The sequence below is a fragment of the Sorangium sp. So ce1335 genome, assembly GCF_051521615.1.
Classification (GTDB): domain Bacteria; phylum Myxococcota_A; class Polyangia; order Polyangiales; family Polyangiaceae; genus Sorangium.
This window is the reverse complement of sequence record NZ_CP150363.1, coordinates 7,726,925-7,744,451: the sequence shown is the minus strand read 5'-3', so window position 1 is coordinate 7,744,451 and position 17,527 is coordinate 7,726,925. Positions and strand designations below refer to the sequence as shown.

11 protein-coding genes are annotated in these 17,527 nt (G+C 73.5%); 6 read left to right on the top strand and 5 right to left on the bottom strand.

All coding sequences use genetic code 11. The annotated features are described in order from the left end of the window. The first annotated feature begins 4 nt into the window (after positions 1-4). From WMF24_RS28505 to WMF24_RS28485, 5 genes are all read left to right on the top strand, one after another. A complete protein-coding gene (locus WMF24_RS28505; RefSeq protein WP_437730558.1) occupies positions 5-2,944 on the top strand; it encodes a DUF4215 domain-containing protein in 2,940 nt (979 codons plus the stop codon). A gap of 346 nt (positions 2,945-3,290) precedes the next feature. Beyond that, positions 3,291-4,346 (top strand): hypothetical protein, encoded by a 1,056-nt coding sequence (locus WMF24_RS28500; protein WP_437730557.1) that lies wholly within the window; start codon positions 3,291-3,293, stop codon positions 4,344-4,346. Positions 4,347-4,381: 35 nt separating this feature from the next. Continuing rightward, a complete protein-coding gene (locus WMF24_RS28495) occupies positions 4,382-5,062 on the top strand; it encodes an RNA polymerase sigma factor (RefSeq protein WP_437730556.1) in 681 nt (226 codons plus the stop codon). Next, positions 5,059-6,174: a hypothetical protein gene (locus tag WMF24_RS28490; RefSeq protein ID WP_437730555.1), complete on the top strand. Its 1,116-nt coding sequence runs from the start codon at positions 5,059-5,061 to the stop codon at positions 6,172-6,174. The genes WMF24_RS28495 and WMF24_RS28490 overlap by 4 nt, the downstream gene beginning before the upstream one ends. Before the next feature lie 387 nt (positions 6,175-6,561). Then, positions 6,562-7,338 (top strand): hypothetical protein, encoded by a 777-nt coding sequence (locus WMF24_RS28485; protein ID WP_437730554.1) that lies wholly within the window; start codon positions 6,562-6,564, stop codon positions 7,336-7,338. Between the two features lie 103 nt (positions 7,339-7,441). On the opposite strand, the gene WMF24_RS28480 is transcribed toward WMF24_RS28485, so the two are convergent. Continuing rightward, positions 7,442-8,893 (bottom strand): right-handed parallel beta-helix repeat-containing protein, encoded by a 1,452-nt coding sequence (locus WMF24_RS28480; RefSeq protein WP_437730553.1) that lies wholly within the window; start codon positions 8,891-8,893, stop codon positions 7,442-7,444. 114 nt (positions 8,894-9,007) lie between these two features. Then, positions 9,008-9,955, bottom strand: coding sequence for a D-2-hydroxyacid dehydrogenase family protein (locus WMF24_RS28475; protein WP_437738867.1), 948 nt, complete (start codon positions 9,953-9,955; stop codon positions 9,008-9,010). Positions 9,956-10,039: 84 nt separating this feature from the next. Between WMF24_RS28475 and WMF24_RS28470 the strand changes: the two genes are divergently transcribed. After that, positions 10,040-11,116 carry an ABC transporter substrate-binding protein gene (locus WMF24_RS28470; protein ID WP_437730552.1) on the top strand — a complete coding sequence of 359 codons (1,077 nt, stop codon included), beginning with the start codon at positions 10,040-10,042 and terminating at the stop codon, positions 11,114-11,116. Positions 11,117-11,164: 48 nt separating this feature from the next. Here the strand turns inward: WMF24_RS28470 and WMF24_RS28465 are convergent, their stop codons facing one another. The 3 genes from WMF24_RS28465 to WMF24_RS28455 form a co-directional block, all read right to left on the bottom strand. Next, positions 11,165-12,061 carry a hypothetical protein gene (locus WMF24_RS28465; protein WP_437730551.1) on the bottom strand — a complete coding sequence of 299 codons (897 nt, stop codon included), beginning with the start codon at positions 12,059-12,061 and terminating at the stop codon, positions 11,165-11,167. 145 nt (positions 12,062-12,206) lie between these two features. Then, the gene (locus WMF24_RS28460) at positions 12,207-13,472 is read right to left on the bottom strand and encodes a hypothetical protein (protein WP_437730550.1); all 1,266 of its coding nucleotides are present in this window, start codon (positions 13,470-13,472) and stop codon (positions 12,207-12,209) included. A gap of 557 nt (positions 13,473-14,029) precedes the next feature. After that, positions 14,030-17,248 carry a hypothetical protein gene (locus WMF24_RS28455; RefSeq protein WP_437730549.1) on the bottom strand — a complete coding sequence of 1,073 codons (3,219 nt, stop codon included), beginning with the start codon at positions 17,246-17,248 and terminating at the stop codon, positions 14,030-14,032. Positions 17,249-17,527: the final 279 nt, after the last annotated feature.

Genomic DNA, 17,527 nt, shown 5'->3' with positions numbered 1-17,527 from the left:
TGGGATGGTGGCATCGATGCGCTTGGCAAAGGGACTTTCTTCTGTGCTGCTGGTCCTCCTCGCCGGTCCGCTCGTCGCCTGCGGCGGAGGCGGCGGCGACACGGGCGCGGGGGCCGGCGCGGCGGGCACCGGCGGCGCGGGCGGCGCGGGCCAGGGCGGCGCGACGGGCACCGGCGCCGACGACAGCTCCGGCGCCTTCGGCGGGTTCATCACCGTCGGGCCCGCGTCCGGCAGCGGCGGGGGCGGTCCGTGCGACGGGCCGAACGCTCCGCCCGAGTGCGCCGCTGTCGAGCCGGCGTGCGGCGACGGCGAGATGAACCGGGAGGAAGAGGAGTGCGACGACGGCAACAGCCTCCCCGGCGACTGCTGCTCCGGCGCCTGCAGGGTCGAGCCGTACTGCGCCTGCGACGAGACGGGGTGCCACACGACGATCGCGTGCGGCAACGGCGCGATCGAGCCCGGCGAGTCGTGCGAGGACGGGAACACGGCGTCGGGCGACGGCTGCGACGATCGCTGCCAGCGTGAGCCGGGCGACTGGGTCTGCCCGCGCGCGGGGGAGCCGTGCTTCCGGCTCCACACGTGCGGCGACAGGCGCGTCTCCACCGGCGAGGCCTGCGACGACGGGAACACGACCCCGGGCGACGGGTGCTCCGAGGTCTGCGCGCTCGAGGATCCCGAGAACATCGTCTGTCCCCAGCCGGGGCAGCCCTGCAGGCCGATCGAGCGCTGCGGCGACGGCCGGCTGCGGCCGAGCGAGCGGTGCGACGACGGGAACACGGAGGCGGGCGACGGCTGCTCGCCGACCTGCCTCGTCGAGGCGGGCTGGGTGTGCCCGAACGGCACGCGCTGCGAGTTCACCGTCGTGTGCGGCGACGGCGAGATCGGCGTGGGCGAGGCGTGCGACGACCGCAACACGGCCTCGGGCGACGGCTGCTCGTCGAGCTGTGAGGTCGAGGCGGGGTTCGAGTGCGCGCGCCCGGGGAGCCGCTGCACGGCGGTCTGCGGCGACGGGCAGGTCGTCGCCCGGGAGCAGTGCGACGACGGCGGCGCCGAGGACGGCGACGGGTGCGACGCCGCGTGCCAGTGGGAGCCCGGCCTCGTGTGCGAGCCCGCGGCCGGCGGCTACATCTGCCGCGACACGGTCTGCAACGACGGCGAGCCCGAGGGCTCCGAGCCGTGCGACGACGGCAACAACAACCTGGGCGACGGCTGCACGCCGTTCTGCCAGGTCGAGCCGGACTGCGGCGACACGGGCTGCACGTCGGCGTGCGGCGACGGGCTGCGCCTCGGCGACGAGCAGTGCGACGACGGCAACACGGCGGACGGCGACGGCTGCTCGTCCGCGTGCGCCGTCGAGCCGGGGTACAGCTGCACGAACGTGTCGACGCTCGGCGACGAGCTGCGCGTGCCGATCGTGTACCGCGACTTCAAGGAGGACGCGCCGAACTTCGAGCCCGGCTCCGACCCGCCGAACGCCCTGGTGACCGGGCTCGTGCGGGCGACGCTCGGCGCCGACGGCAAGCCGCAATTCGCGGGGTCTCCGCCGGCGGCCGCCTTCCTCACGAACGCGACGGACTTCAACCGCTGGTACAACGACTCGACGATCGCGAAGACGGTCGTGGACCACCTCCCGCTGCTGCGCGTCGGGGCGTCGGACGTGTACGTGTTCGAGGATCCCCTGTTCTTCCCGCTCGACAACCGCGGCTGGCAGGACCCGTTGGTGCCGGCGGCGCAGCGCGAGGCGAGCCGCCAGGCGCGCGACCCGTTCAACGACTGGGCGGCCGCGGGAAACCACAACTTCTACTTCACGAGCGAGGTCCGCTACTGGTTCGAGTACCGCGGCGGGGAGCGGCTCGACTTCTACGGCGACGACGACGTCTGGGTGTTCATCAACAACCGCCTCCGCATCGACCTCGGCGGCATCCACACGCCGATGGGGACGGGCGAGGTCGGCGGCGTGGCGGACGATCGCGGCACGGTGCTCATGGACGAGCTCGGCCTCACGGTCGGGCGCGTCTACGAGGTCGCCGTGTTCCAGGCGGAGCGCCACACCGCGGCGTCGAGCTACAAGCTGACGCTGGGCGGCTTCAACGCGGCGCCGTCCGTCTGCGAGCCGGTGTGCGGCGACGGCATCGTCACGCCCGACGAGCAGTGCGACGACGGCGCGGAGAACGGCGCGGGCTACGGGAAGTGCTCGACGAGCTGCACGCTGGGGCTCTACTGCGGCGACGGCGTCGCGACCTCGCCGTACGAGATCTGCGACGACGGCACGAACCTGGGCGGCTACGGCTCGGGGGCGTGCGCGCCGGGCTGCACGGCGGCGCCGCTGTGCGGCGACGAGAACATCGACAGCCAGTTCGGCGAGGAGTGCGACGACGGCGTGAACGACGGCCGCTACGGCGGGTGCACGGAGGACTGCCTGATCGGGCCGCGCTGCGGCGACGGGCAGGTCCAGGCGCCCGAGGAGACGTGCGACGACGGCGTGAACGACGGCCGCTACGGCGGGTGCACGCCGGAGTGCCAGCGCGCCCCGGAGTGCGACGACGGGGTCGTCCAGGCGGAGTGGGGCGAGGAGTGCGACGACGGCGTGAACGACGGCAGCATGGGCTGCCTCGGCTGCCGGATCGGCGCGGTCTGCGGCGACGGGGTCGCGCAGCGGGAGCTCGGCGAGGAGTGCGACGACGGCACGAACGACGGCGGCTACGGCGAGTGCGCGCCCGGCTGCGTGTACGGCCCGCGCTGCGGCGACGGCGTGACGCAGGCGCCGCCCGAGCAGTGCGACGACGGCGAGAACGACGGCGGCTACGGCGAGTGCGCGGCGGGCTGCGTGTTCGGCCCGCACTGCGGCGACGGCGTGCGGCAGTCGCCGTACGAGGAGTGCGACGACGGCAACACGAGGAGCGGCGACAACTGCAGCGCCACGTGCCGCACCGAGGTCAAGTGAGCCGACTCGGCCCGTGACGGCGTGACGAGCGCGGCGGCCCGCCCGGGCCGCCGCGCCGCCGTGAGCGGGCCTCTCTCTTCCCCGCCTTCCGCCATCCGTCTCTCGATCCCGACCCGAGCGTGAGCCGTGGTACCCCGTCGCCCAGGCGCGTCCCTGGCGCAGGCGATGGGGACTGCTGCTCGGAGCGACGGCACCCAGGGCGAAGTCGCGGCCGATGTCATGGTCTGGCACATCTCGGCGCCCTGCATGACGCGCTGATCGGTCCGGTCCCGCGCCGGGCAGCGCGTTCGGCGCCGAGCGCACCTCGGGGCTCGTTGGCCCCGCGCTTGTATCCGGCTCGGCGCCCATGTTCACCTTGCGGCGCGTCCCGGCGGCGGTCCCCTTCCTTTGCGTGGCGCTCGCCGTCCGGACCGGGGCGGCGCAGGAACACCCCATCGCGCTCGCGTGGCAGGCGCCCGACACGTGCCCTTCGGGCGCGGCGGTGCTCCAGGAGGTCGATCGCCTGCTTGGCGGCAGGCCGCCGGCGAACGGGGGGCAGCGGCTCGTCGGGGGGCAGCGGCTCGTGGCGAGGGCGCAGGTCACCCGCGCCAGCGATGGCGGCTTTTCGCTCACGCTGCGCACGGAGATCGGCGACGGCGCGGGCGAGCGCGAGCTCAGCGCGCCGACGTGCGAGGCGCTCGCCGGCGCGGCCGCGCTCGTCATCGCGCTCGGCTTCGACCCGGCGGCGGTGACGAGCGGACCGGCCGAGGTCCCCACGGCGGGTCCGCCATCGCCCGCGGCGCCGCCCGCACCCGCCGCGTCGCCCGCACCCGTCTTGCCCACCCCCCCCGTCGCTTCTGCCCGCGTCGACGCCGCTACGCGTCCGGCGCTGCCTCCCACCTCGCCAGCGCCCTTGGGCCTCGGGGCCGGCGTTGGCCTCAGCCTCGACGTGGGCGCGTTCGATGGGCCTGTCCCGGTGGTCCGCGCCTGGGCGACGCTCCTCGTCGCCCACCTTCGCCTCGACGCGGCGCTCTCGTACGCGCCGCCGACGTCCATCGCGGTGCCGGAGCGCCCTGCGGCAGGCGGCCGCTTCACCTTGCTGGCAGGCGCGGCCTCCGCGTGCGTCACGCTGCGCTCCTGGACGGCGGCCACGACAGCGGCCTGCGCTGGCCTGGAGCTCGGGCAGATCTCCGCGGAAGGCTACGGCGTCTCCCGGCCCCGCGAGGGCCACGCGCTCTGGATCGCGCCACAGGCGAAGCTCGATCTCACCCTGCTGCTCGCGCCGCCGCTCGCGGTGCGTCTCGACGCGGGCGTCGAGGCGCCCCTCGGCCGGCGGCCCTTCGTCCTGGAGAACGTCGGCGTCGTCCACGAGCCGCCCCCGCTCGCTGGCCGCGCGGGGCTCGGCGCGGAGGTCCATTTTTGATCATGGATCCGGGCGCGCGAGATCACTCAACGCTCATGGCTTCCTCCAGCGCGGCGTGCGCGCGCCCGCATCCGCTCGCCGGCCCTCTCGCTGCCCCTCCGGCCGGCGCCGGCGGCCGAGCTGTCGCGGAGGGCCGTGCGGCCGCGGAGGCCACGGCGCGCGCTCCTGATCCGGCGCCCCCGCCGTGCTTCGAGGCGCTCTACGACGAGCACTTCGCCTTCGTGTGGCGCAGCCTGCGGCGACTCGGGGTGACCGACGCCGCCCTCGACGACGCCGTGCAGGACGTGTTCCTCGTCGTCCATCGGCGGCTGGCCGAGTTCGAGGGGCGCTCGTCGATGAAGACCTGGCTCTTCGGCATCGTGCTCCGCGTCGCGCGCACGTACCGCCGCGCCGCGCTCCGGCGGGGCCCGCGCGGGCACGCGGCCGAAGCGCCCGCGGACCCGGAGGCGGTCGCCGGCCCCGAGACGGATCAGCCGGATGCGCGGACCGAGCAAGCCGAGGCCGTGCGCATCCTGCACGAGCTGCTCGACGACCTCGACGAGGAGAAGCGCGAGGTGTTCGTGCTCGCCGAGCTGGAGCAGATGACGGCGCCCGCGATCGCGGAGGTCGCAGGCATCAACGTGAACACGGTGTACTCGCGCCTGCGCGCCGCGCGGCACGACTTCGAGCAAGCCGTCCTGCGGCACCGGGCGCGGAGCACGTGGAGGTGCACGTGAAGCCGCTCAGCCGCGATGCTCGCCGGATCATGGACGCGGCGCGGGCCGCCGAGGAGCCGTCGCGCGCCGATCATGCGCGCATTCGCGAGAAGCTCCTCCGGCGCGCGGGCGCGCTCGCCGCCGCGCAGGCGGCAGCCTCGGCGACGACCTCCACGGCCTCGGCCACGCTTCCGGCAGCGCCGCCTGCGACCGCGGGGACGGGAGGCGCGGTGGCCACCGGCGCGGGAGGCGCGGTGGCCACCGGCGCGGGAGGCGCGGTGGCCACCGGCGCGGGCGCGGCGGCCACCGGTGCGGGCGCGGCGGCCACCGGCGCGGGCGCGGCGGCCACCGGCGCGGGCGCGGCGGCCACCGGCGCGGGCGCGGCGCTCCCGTTCGCGGCCGGAGGGCTCGGCGGGCTTCTCGCGAAGATCGGCGCGGCGGCCGCGTTGCTCGGGGCGCTCGGCGGCGGTACCGCGGTCGCGCTGCGCGAGCCTGCAGCCGCGCCGGCCGCGCGGCACGCGGCGGTTGACGTCTCGCGCATCACCGGGGTCGGGATCAACGCACCGCCCCCTGCGCTCGTCCCGGCAGCAGCACCCTCCAGCAGCGCGGCTGCGGCGCCTCCGGCGCTTCCGCGGCTCCCCGCCGCGCAGCTGCCTGCGGTAGCGCTTGATCTCGGCGCGCCTCCGCCGCTCACCCCAGCGCCGCGCCGACGTCCAGCGCTCCCGGTCGGGTCGGACGCGCGAGCGCCCTCGGGGGGCAGCGCCTCTGCGCCCTCGGGGGGCAGCGCCTCTGCGCCCTCGGGGGGCAGCGCCTCTGCGCCCTCGGGGGGCAGCGCCTCTGCGCCCGCGGCGGGCAGCACCTTGCCCGGGGAGCTCGCCTTGCTGCGGGGCGCGCAAGGCGCCCTCCGCGCGGGCGACGCGGGCCGGGCGCTCGCGCTGCTCGAGGAGCACGCGGCGGAGTTCCGCGAGGGGGCGCTGCGAGATGAGCGCAGGGCCGCGCGCGTCTTCGCGCTCTGTGCGCTCGGCCGGATCGACGCGTCGCGGGCCGAGGCCGCCCGCTTCCTCCGCGATGCGCCCCGCTCCCCCTTGGCCGAGCGCGTGCGGGCGGCGTGCTCCCGCGCCGCCGCGCCCTGACCGCTCGTCGCCAGCGCGCAGCTCGGCCTGCGACCGGGGCGGCCGTCGCCCCGGAGGCGAGCGCTGACGCCGTCGCCCCGGAGGCGAACGCTGACGGCACGCGGAGAGTGCCTTGCGGCCCCCGACGCCTCCAGCGTTCGATGGACTCCACCCCGAACGGTCCTCTCCATTGCTTCACGTCCAGCGCCCTGGTCCTCCGACCGACGTCCGGCAGCGCGCCAATGCAGCCGTCCTGCGCAATGACGGGCAGCAAGACGATTTGAAGACGGATCGACCGCGCTCCCGTCACCCACACGATGAAGGCCGGCGCGGGAAGCGGCCGGTTCACTGAGATCTCATTCAGGGAGACACATGACCATGCAAATTTTCAGCAAACATCGTGTCGTCATGGCACTCGCGCTGATCGCGTTGCCGGTGCTCACCGGCGCCAAGGGGGACGGCTGCAACGATCCCGTGGTGATCGGCGGCGATGGCGGCGGCGGCAGCGGAGGGGGCGACGACAGCCCCGCGTGCCCGGAGCTCGAGCGACTCGCGACACCCGAGGAGCTCGCCCTCACCCCGATGGACGACCTCGGGGCCGAGGTGCTCGCCCGGGAAGCGACGAGGTCGTTCATCGCGCCCCTCGACGTCTACGAGCGGGTGAAGCGTGATCTCGCCGCCATCCACGCCATGGAGCCGGACGTCGCCGGCATCTCCGGCGCGCACCGCTCGCAGGTCGAGCTGGGGATCAACTGGACCAGGGCCGGCGATGCGGCGATCGACGCCGGTACCTACCATGCGTGGGACTGCCTCAATGCGTATTACGGAGTGGCCTCGGTCAGGAACTTCGATCTTCCGGTCACCATCCTCCGCTTCGACGGCAACTTCGACGTGGAGATGCTTGCGCGGGAGTACGCGAAGCTGCCGGAGGTCGCGTCCACGGAAGTGGCTGGGCTGTCCGGAGACGGCTCCGACGCATGCCTGAGCATCGACGGCGAGGAGTACAGGTACGTCCTGGATCTCGCCAGCGGCGACGACTGCATAGCGGGCTGCTCGGACCACGTGTACTTCGGCTTCTCGACGACCCCGGACGGGACGGTGACGCCCATCGGCAGGTATGTGAAAGGGGAATCCGAAGCTCCCGCCTGGTTCACGGAGATCGAGGATTGCAGCAGCAGGCTGTAGTGAGCCGCGGCGTGTTGCGCTCCGGCGCCCGCGAGGGGCCCTCGCCATCCGCAGCGAGGGCCAGGGCACGGACAGGACGACGAGCTGCTCTTCCCGAGAGAGGTCAGCGGCGACGCCTGCGTGCCGAGCGGAGGGCAGCGATCGACGCGAGCGCAGCCAACGAGATCCAGCCTGCCCCCGCGCCGCCGTCCGCCCCGGCCACGCGACAGCCGCAGCCGCCCTCGTCGCCCGCGCTGGCGTCGTTGCCGCCGTTCGGGGTGTCGCCCCCAGCGCCACCGCTGCCCGGCGTGCCCCCGCCCGTGCCGCCGCTGCCCGTGCCACCGCTGCCCGGCGTGCCCCCGCCCGTGCCGCCGCTGCCCGGCGTGTCCCCGCCCGTGCCGCCGCTGCCCGCGACATCGCCGTTGAGCTCGTAAGCGCCGACGTCGATGGTGTCCACCGTCATGCGGCCGACGGCGCTCGCGGGGTGCACGTAGTGATACCTCGGGGTCAGATCAAACCCCTCGGCTTGCCCCGGCGCAACACCTTGGCCCACGGCCGGCGAGCCCATCCGCAGGTGGTAGTCGAAGCCCGCCTTGTCGACGAACATCGCATCCCCCTGGACGTTGCCCTCCTGCACCGCGTCCTGCTGCGTGACGATCGTCCCGGGCCCGACGAAGATGTTGTTGCGCACGATCGCCGGCGCGACGCCGCTGGCGATGTTCACGAACGTGCCGCCGTTCTGGCGATCGTTCACGAACGTATTGTGCACGACGAAGAGCGACGTGCTCGGGTTGGAGGCGCCCTCGACGGCGTAGGTGATGATCCCGCTGTTGTCGGTGTTCGGGCCCTGCTGGATGAGGTTGCCGAGGATGATCGTCTTGCCGCCGCTCGGCACGTCGATCTCGTAGCTGTTGTTCCCGTCCTCGCCCGTGAGGCGGTTGTAGAGGATGTGGTTCTCGCGCGCGCGCGTCTTCAGCAGGTGACCGATCTTCGCGTGGTGCGAGTAGTTGTACTGAAAGATGAGCTTGTCGACGCGGTTGATGTACAGGTTGTGCGACTGGCCGTCTCCGAAGCCGTTGTTCGCGAACTCGGTGTGCTCGATGAGGATGGTGCTCCCCTGCTTGTCACCCGCCAGGATGCCGTCGTCGTTGTCGTGGAAGTAGCACCCGCGCACCGTGAGGTTCGCGCCCTCCTGGCGGATCCCGGCGCCGTTCTGATCGGGCACCGTGGCGCCGCTGAACTCGATGTTCTCCACCACGGTGTCATCGCCCTGGATCACCCAGATCGCCTTGCCGCCGGAGCTCCTTCCGGCCGCGTCGATCTTCGCGCGCCCCCCCACGCCGCGCAGGGTGAGGCCGTTTTGGGGGATCGCGCAGACGTCGCCGTCGTAGCTGCCGGCCGCGTCGATCTCGATGATGTCGTCGTCCGCCGCCGCAGACACGGCCTCGCAGGGCGTCGCGTACATCTTGCCGGGCCCGACCGCGAGCGTCGCCGCGAAGGCCGCCGGGCTCGCCGCGAGGAGGGTCAGAAGCGCCGCACCCGAACCGAGGAAACCACGAACCAGACGCGTACCCATCGAGAGCTCCTTGTCGAGAGCTCACTCTACCCGCGCGCACCGGGGATCGACAGAGGCCGCGAGCCCGCGCCCGCGTGAGCGCCGCGCGCGTCGGGCCGCCGCGACCTGGCAGGATCACAGGACGCGCACCGGCTGGTTTGCGCGGAACGCGGCGATGTCCTCGACCGCGTCGCGGTAGAAGATGCGGTACGTCTCTTCGGTGACGTAGCCGAGGTGCGGGGTGAGCACGGTGTTCGGCAGCCGGCGAAGGGGGTGCTCCGCGGGCAGCGGCTCGGTGTCGAACACGTCGAGCGCAGCGCCCGCGAGCCGACCGCTCGTGAGCGCCTCGATCAGCGCGGGCTCGTCGACGATCGGGCCGCGCGAGGTGTTCACGAGCAGCGCGCCGGGCTTGAGCAGGTTGAGCTCGCGCGCCCCGAGCAGCCCGCGCGTCCTCTCCGAGAGCACCAGGTGGATGCTGACAACGTCGGCGCCCGCCAGGAGCTCGTCGAGCGGGAGGAGCGTCGCGCCGTGCTCGGCGGCGCGCTCGCGCGTGAGGTTCTGGCTGTAGGCGGTCACGCGCATGCCGAACGCGAGCGCGACGCGGGCGACCTGCGCGCCGAGCCGGCCGAGCCCGAGCAGCCCGAGCGTCTTGCCGGAGAGGCCGACCCCCAGGCTCGTCTGCCATTCGCCGGCGCGCACCGCGCGATCTTCGCGCGGGATGTTCCGCGCCAGCGCGAGCAGCAGGCCCCAGGTGAGCTCGGCCGTCGGGTAGGGGAGACCTCCGGTGCCGGAGACGACCACCCCGAGCTCGCGCGCGGCGGTCACGTCGATGGCGGCGTTCCGTGCGCCGGTGGTGACCAGCAAGCGCAGCCTGGGGAGCGCGGCGAGCACGGCGCGCGGGAACGGCGTCCGCTCGCGCATGGCCACGATGGCGTCGAACGGCGCCAGCCGTTCCACGAGCGCTCGCGCGTCGGCCACGTGATCGTGAAAGAACTCGACCTCGACGCCCGGGCCCAGCGTGTCCCACGCCGCGAGCGAGCGCGCCACGCGCTGGTAGTCGTCGAGCACGGCCACGCGGAACATGCGCAAAGAGACGGGCGGAGCGCTGGAGGACATGTTGGTCGGGGAGTCTTGCATTTTAGCGGATGCTTGTCCAGTATAACGGATATGGCTCCTCCGCGTTCCTTTCTACCTGGCCTGCTCCGCGCCGGGTCGCCTGCGGTCTTTCTGCTCGCCCTGCTGGCGTTGTGCGGCGCGGCGGGCTGCTCGCGCGGCGAGGCGTCGCGCGCCTCCGCCGCCGGACCGGAGGGCGAGTTCGAGACGCTCGAGCTCCGCTATCAAGGCAACAACGGCACCGTGTCGCCGATCGAGCTCGCGGAGGATCTCGGCTACCTCGCGCCGATCCGCCTGAATTTCGTCGGCAGCACGGTGAGCGGCCCGCAGAGCGTGCAGGCCGTGGTCACCGGGGACACCGACTTTGGCGGCGCCTTCAACGGCGCCGTCATCAAGCTGATCGCGGCCAAGGCGCCCATCGTCGCCGTCGTGGGGTACTACGGCGTCGACGAGCAACGCCAGAGCGGCTTCTACGTGCTGAACGACAGCCCGCTGCGCACCGCGCGCGATCTGCTGGACAGGTCGATCTCCATGAACACGCTCGGCGCTCACAGCGAGTTCATGGTCAAGGAGTTCCTGTCGCGGAACCAGATCACGCCGGAGGAGGCCCGGCGCGTCACGCTGCTCGTCGTTCCGCCGGTCAACGGCGAGCAGCTGCTCCGCGAGAGGCAGGTCGACGTGGCGTCGCTCGGCGACATCTACCGCGATCGCGCGCTCGAGCGCGGCGGCGTCCGTCCGCTGTTCTCGGACTACGAGCTCTACGGCAAGTTCACGGCGGGCAGCTACGTGATGAAGACCAGCTTCATCAAGCAAAACCCGAAGACCGCGCGGCGCTTCGTCGAGGCGACCGCCAGGGCCATCGAGTGGGCCCGGAGCACCCCGCGCGAGACGGTGGTGGAGCGCTGCATCGCGCTGATGAAGAAGCGCGGCCGGAACGAGGAGGACTCGGCCATCAAGTTCTGGCGCAGCTACGGCGTCGCCGGCAAGGGCGGCTTGATCGCGGAGCGCGACTTTCAGATCTGGATCGATTGGATGGTCAAGAGCGGCGAGCTCGAGCCGGGCGAGATCGCCCTGAGCCGCGTCTACACGAACGAGCTCAACCCCTACGCGAACGAGCAAGCCACGAAATAGGGAGCGGCGGAGTCGGCGCTCCTCAAAGCGCTGGGCGCGCCGCCGTGGTCAGCTGCCCTTGCAGACGTCGGCGCAGGTGCCCGTCGCATCGACACACGCGGAGGACGCGCAGTCCCAGCTCGAGGTGCAGGGCGCGCCGGCGGCGCCGAGCGGCGCGCACGCTGCGCCGTCGCACGTCGTGCCGGCCGCGCAGTCCTCGTCCGACGTGCAGGGGCCGCCCGCCTGCTCGCGCGTCTGGCACGTGTCGTCCTCGCCGCAGCGAAGCTCCTCCTGGCAGTCGGAGCTCCCCTTGCATGCCCCGCCCACGCCGAGCCGTGGCGCGCACGTCCCCGCGCTGGGCGGCGAGGGCTGGTCGCACCGGAGCGCCTCGTCGCAGTCGAACGCCGACGAGCATGGCTCTCCGGCCGCCGCCCTCGCCGTGCACGCCGACGTCCTCTGCCCGCTCGCATCGACGGTGTGGACGCAGCGGTCCCGGGCGCAGTCCCAGTCCGTGTTGCACGTCCCGCCCTCGGGCACGGAGCCGTCCCACGCATCGAGACAGGATGGCGTGTATTCGTCGTCCACCCCGAGCAGCACGCCAAGGATCTGGAGCTCGGCGCAGGGGGCCGCGCCCACCTCGGCGAGGCACGCCTCCGCCTTTTCCGGGACGAAGGTGCCCTTCACCTCGCCTGCGCCGATGCCAGCGAGGAGCGCTTCGAACGTCGAGGCGCACGCGTCGGCGGAGCTCGCGTCCAGGCCGTGCGCGGCGCGGGTGGCCGCGTCGCAGCACGCGAACGTGCGGTCGCAGAGGGCCTTTGCATACCTGGTGAGGAAATCGCTGCCTGTCGGCTCCGGGCCTCCGCTGCTCGCCCCCGCCCCGTCGTCCCCGCATCCGGGTACGGCGGACATCGCGACGGCGACGGCCGACAGGAGCGCCGCGAGCAAGACAGGTCGATGCGTGCGCATGGAGAACCTCCTCGCTCCGACCTTATCTGGATGGACGGATCCTGGCCAGGGTGAGAATCATCACAGACCTGGGATCATTGTCGTCGAGGTGATGTGCCTCTTCCCCGACGAGGACGCCCAGCGCGGTGATCGAGCCGCGGAGGACCTAGCGATCCTGGGCCGAGGGCTGCGTCGAGCGCGCGCCGCTCGCCAACGGTTCGGGCGTGACGCTGACAACGCCCAGATAGAGCGGCTGGCGCATCCGCAAGATCGCGCTGTCCAGCCCTGGGAGCGAGGTGTACCCGACAAGGTCGGTGCAGCCCTCTCCGCCGCAGTCGTCGCAGCGCTGCGCGCCGTGGGCCAGTACGCCGAACCGCTCCTCCGGGTCGGCGCTCACGCGCACGAGCTGACCGGCCTCCGGCATGACGAAGGTGGTCACCGTGTCCGAGCGGAGCCGGATCGGGTCGAGCTCGGCGCAAGCCGCCGAGGACCACGGCGGCACCGCCTGGAGCTCGGTGCGCGTGGGCGTGTGGCCATGCTCGATGTCGAATCCCGCGCCGATCCGGGTGAGCGCGAACCGTCTTCCGAGCGCGGGCAGCCAGTGCTCTCCTCGAACCGCGCCGCCGTCGACACCCCCGCTGAGGCGGACGTTGATGCTGCTGCCATCGCACGCGACGGCGCGCAGGCGTAGCCCCTCCGTCACGAGCTTGCTCGGCGCATCCATGTGAAAGACACGCTCGCCGGAGCCCGCGCACGTCGGTCCCACCTCGTCGCTCGCCGCGAGCTCGTCGGCCGCGCAGGCCCAGAGGGGCAGGCAGGCGGGGATCTCGGGGCGCTCGAGCAGGGTCGACCATACCGTGTCGAGGTCGACGCCGTAGACATCTTCAAACGCGGCCTGCACGGACAGCTCGAGGCTGCCCACGGAGAGGCTCTCGTAGAGCTGCCGGAGCTTCTTCACGCCGCCGTGCTCGGTGAGCAGGTGGGTCACCAGCGCGCCGGCGAGGACGTAGCCGTCTTCCCGAGCCTCCGCGGCCATCGAGAAGGCGTCTTGCCACCGCCGGCTCCGGTTGATCAGGCCCCACGGCGAGCACGAGAGCGCCACCGCGATGCCCTCCACGAGCATCGGCGTGCTGTTGCCCCACGCAGTGACCGTGTAGGCGTGAATCAGCTCATGAGGATCGAAGGCCTGCGACGCGCGAACGGCGCCGAACCCGAAGCACCCGCCGCTCCGCTCCGGGCATCCGGAGTTGTCCTGGTAGTCGTCGTGGTCGAGGAACTTGTAGTAATCGATGATGGCGTCGCCCGGCCACTCGATCTCGAGGTACTCCGTCATCATCTCCAGGTGGCGCTCGAGCGCGTCATGGACCTCGACGCAGGCGTGCTCGTCGCCCTCTCGCGCGTGATAACGAAAATGCGCGGAGCTCGACGTCACTCCGCCTTTCCAGTCAAGCCCATCGCACCCGAGCAGCGCGCCGAACAACGCCGCTGTCCCGGTCATGGTAAGCCCCCTCGTTCCCATGGTTCGCGTGTGCATCGATATCTTCGGTTGTTGATCGTCAGCTTCGGCGGCGGTGTCACCCCATGAGCACGACTCGGGCGCCGCGCTCGCGTCACCTGCGGCGCGCGCCGCACGCCCGTGACGTGTCGCGGAGCCGAGCATCAACCTGTGTCACGGGGTCGTGGGGTACTTCGGCCGCAGGTGGGGTCTCTTGAACCGCCAAGACGCCAAGAAACACAAAAATCTTGGCGTCTCATGGCGTCTTGGCGGTTCCATCCTCCCGGAAGGGTGGGGGCGTTCCCCCACCACCCGCTGGCGCGCTGCGGGGGTGACGTGCCGCGGATCCTGTCCCGCGACGCCAGCGCTCCGGTGGTCGTTCCGATCGCAGCCGGACGACAGGGGGAGTCCGTGCCGGCGCCGGCCGGGGCGCGGGAGGACCGGAGGCGGATTGCTTCAGCCGGCGATGCCGGGGTCGCCGCTCGCCGTACCGTTCAGAACACGTTGCCCGAGGCGCCCGTGGCGCCGGCGTTGCCCGGCGAGGTGCCGCCCGCGCCGCCGTCGCCGTGAGCGAGGACGTTGCCCGTCGTCGAGACCGACGTGTTGACGCGGTAGAGGCCGTACGAGACGCCGCCCGCGCCGCCGCCGCCGTGCCCGCCGCTGCCGCCTCGGCCGCCGGCGCCGCCGTTGCCGCCGGCGCCGACCTCGCCGGTGCACTCCGTCGCGCCCCTGCCGCCGTTGCCGCCGGCGCCGCCGTTGCCGCCGCTGCCGCCCCGGCCACCGGCGCCGCCGTCGCTGCTCGAGATCTGGCTGGCGACGAGCTGGAACCCCGTCGAGCTCACGAGGAACAGGCCGAACGAGCCGCCGCCCGCGCCGCCCCCGACGCCGGCGCTCCCGCCGCAGCCGCCCGCGCCGCCGCCGCCGCCGCCGTTGCCGGCGCCGCTGTTCGTGAGGACGCCGCCCTGGCCGCCGCCGCCGCCGCCGCCGCCGGCCCCGTGCCCAGCGGTGCCCGCGGCGCCCGCGTTCCCGGCCCGGCCCTGCCACAGGTTGGCGGTGACCTGCCCGCCGGTGCCGCCGGTGCCGTTCATCCCGCCCGCGCCGGCGGCGCCGTTCGCGCCGTTGCTGCCCGGCCGCCCGGCCCTGGCGTCGTCCCCGGGCGAGCCCCCGGCGCCGCCGGCCGCCCCGCCGGAGCCGTTCGCGCCGCTGCTGCCCGCGTTCCCCCCTTCGCGACCCCCGTCGCCCCCCTTGCCGCCGGCGCGCCCGCAGCTCGACGCGCCCGCCGCGCCGCCGGTGCGCGTGCCGGCGCCGTCGCAGCTCCCCACCTCGCCGTTCGCGCCGTTGCCGCCCGCCGTCCCGGCCGCGCCGTTCGCGCCGTTCGCGCCCGGCCCGCCGCTGCCCGCCTCGAGCCGGCTGTGCCTCAGCGTCACCCCCGTGCAGCTCACGCACCGCATCGCGTGGTTCGACGCGCCGGCCAGCGCCGTGCTCGGCGTCCGGATCGTCAGCCGGTCGAGCGTCGTCGGCGCGTTGATGTTCCGGCCCTCGACCGCCGTGACGTGGCCGCCGGTCGTGCTCCCCGAGCGGATCTCCGCGATCGACGCGGCCGAGCGCGCCCAGCCGGCGGCCGCGTCGTAGCCGCCGTAGAGCGACACGCCGCTCGAGAGGGTGACCCGGCCCGTGTACGTCCCCTGCGAGATGTAGACCTGCGTCTTGCCGGCCAGCACCGCCTCGTTGATGCCGCCCATCACCGACGCCTTCGGCGCCTCCCGCGTCCCCGGGTTGGCGTCGCGCCCCGTCGCCGCCACGAAGATCGCGAGGCTCGCGTCGCCGTCGATCCCGTCGCAGTTCGCGTCGACGAAGGCGTCGTCCGGCAGGTCCTCGTCGCTCAGGGGCGTGCACGCGTACTCGCAGCCGTTCGCGGGCGACCCGTCGAGGTCGTGGAACCCCGGCAGGCAGCCGCCGAACGTGCACGCCCCCGCGCTGCACCCGACCATCGCGTTCGGCATCGCCTCGGCGCAGTCCGCGCCGCACGCGCCGCAGTGGGCCGGATCGGACGCGACGCTGACCTCGCACCCGTCGGCGTCGACGCCGTTGCAGCTCGCGAAGCCCGCGTTGCAGGCGACGAGGCCGCACTCGCCGAGCACGCACGCCTCGGCGGCGTTCGCGAGGTCGCACGCCACGCCGCAGCCGCCGCAATGATCGACGCTCGTTCGCGTGTCGGTCTCGCACCCGTTCGCCGCGTCGCCGTCGCAGCTGGCGAAGCCGTCGTGGCAGGCGCCCGTCACGCAGACGCCGGCGAGGCACGCCGCGGACGCGTTCGCGGGCGCGCACGCGAGGTTGCAGCCGCCGCAGCTCGCGAGATCGCTGGCCGTGTTCACCTCGCACCCGTCCGCCGCGATCGCGTTGCAGTCCGCGAAGCCCGGCTCGCACGCGACGAGCACGCAGACGCCGGCGAGGCACGCCTCGGCGGCGCCCGGGTAGCCGCACCGGGTGCCGCAGCCGCCGCAGTGGTCGAGGCTGGCCCCGAGGTTCGCCTCGCAGCCGTTCGTCAGGTCGCCGTCGCAGTCGGCGTAGCCCGCGTCGCACGCCCCGAAGACGCACTCTCCACCGGCGCACGTCTCGCTCGCGTGGGCGAAGTCGCAGGCGACGTTGCAGCCGCCGCAGTGCGCCGTGCTCGTGAGGAGGTCGGTCTCGCAGCCGGTCCGCGCGTCGAGATCGCAGTCGGCGTGGTCCTCCGCGCAGCCGATGATGTTGCAGTTGCCCCCGTTGCAGAACGCCTCGGTGTGCTCCTTGAGGCAGCTCGTTCCGCACGCCCCGCACGACTCGGCGTCGTTCAACAGGTTCGTCTCGCAGCCGTTCAGCGCGTTGCCGTCGCAGTCGGCGTGGGGGGTCGTGCACGAGGACACCGTGCAGATGCCGTCGATGCAGCCGGTGGTCCCGTTCGGCGAGACGCAGAGCTGGCTGCACGCGCCGCAGTGGGCCGCGCTCGTGAGGAGGTCGGTCTCGCAGCCGTTGTCCGGCTCGTCGTCGCAGGCCGCGGTCCCCACGGGACAGCCGTTCGAGCGGCCGATGACCGGCACGACGACATCGGGCGCGCGCGCGTCGCCGAGGTCGGCCTCGACGGTCACCCGGTCGGCGGGCAGCGGCCCCGCGACGCCCGTCGAGGTGAACGTCACCTCGAAGTAGAGCGCGCCGCCCGGCGCGGCCTCCGCGGGCAGCTCCGCCACGGCGCGCGTGAAGGCGCCCGGGCTCCCGGGGTCGGGCTCGTAGCGCACCGGCTCGATGGCGAAATCGGCGCTGGCGATCGTCGCCCCGGTGAACGTCACGGTCTCCGCGGTCTGGTTCTCGACGCGGAACAGGCGCGTCCGCTGCCTGCCCGCGGGCACCGCCTCGAAGTCGAGGACCTCGGGGCTCGCGCACGCGCCCGTCGGCCCGCCGTCGTTGAGCACGCAGAGCTCGAGCTTCCCGCTCGGCGCGCCGCCCGCGTCGCCGCCGCCGCCGCCCGCGCCGCCAGCGCCGCCCGCGCCGCCGCTCCCGCCGCTGCCCGACGCGCCGCCGGACCCGGTAGGCTCCGGTGTCGTGACCTCGGAGCCCCCCGCGCAGCCGGCCGCGGCGAGCGAGGCGAGCAAGGCGAGCACCGGGACCAGGGGCGTCATCCGGACGGCCAGCGGGGCGAAGACGAGCCGAGGACGCAGAAACTTCCTGTCGCGCGCCATGAGACGAGTGGACCCGATGGCACTCACACTGTCCACAGGTCTCGCGCGCGCCGGACGCGGCGCGCACCTCACCGCCGGGACAGTGCTCCTCTCCCGCCGAAGCGCTTCTGTCCTGGAACTATCGGGCCCGTGCCGCGGTCTGTTTCGACCTTCGGCACGCCGCACCATATAGTGAGCCGTCTCACACGATATCGAGGGGCCGGCAGGGACGGCTCTCTGCCTCGCGATGAGGCATTCGTGGCCCCGACGGCGCGCCTGCGCGGCGGGCGCGATTGAAAA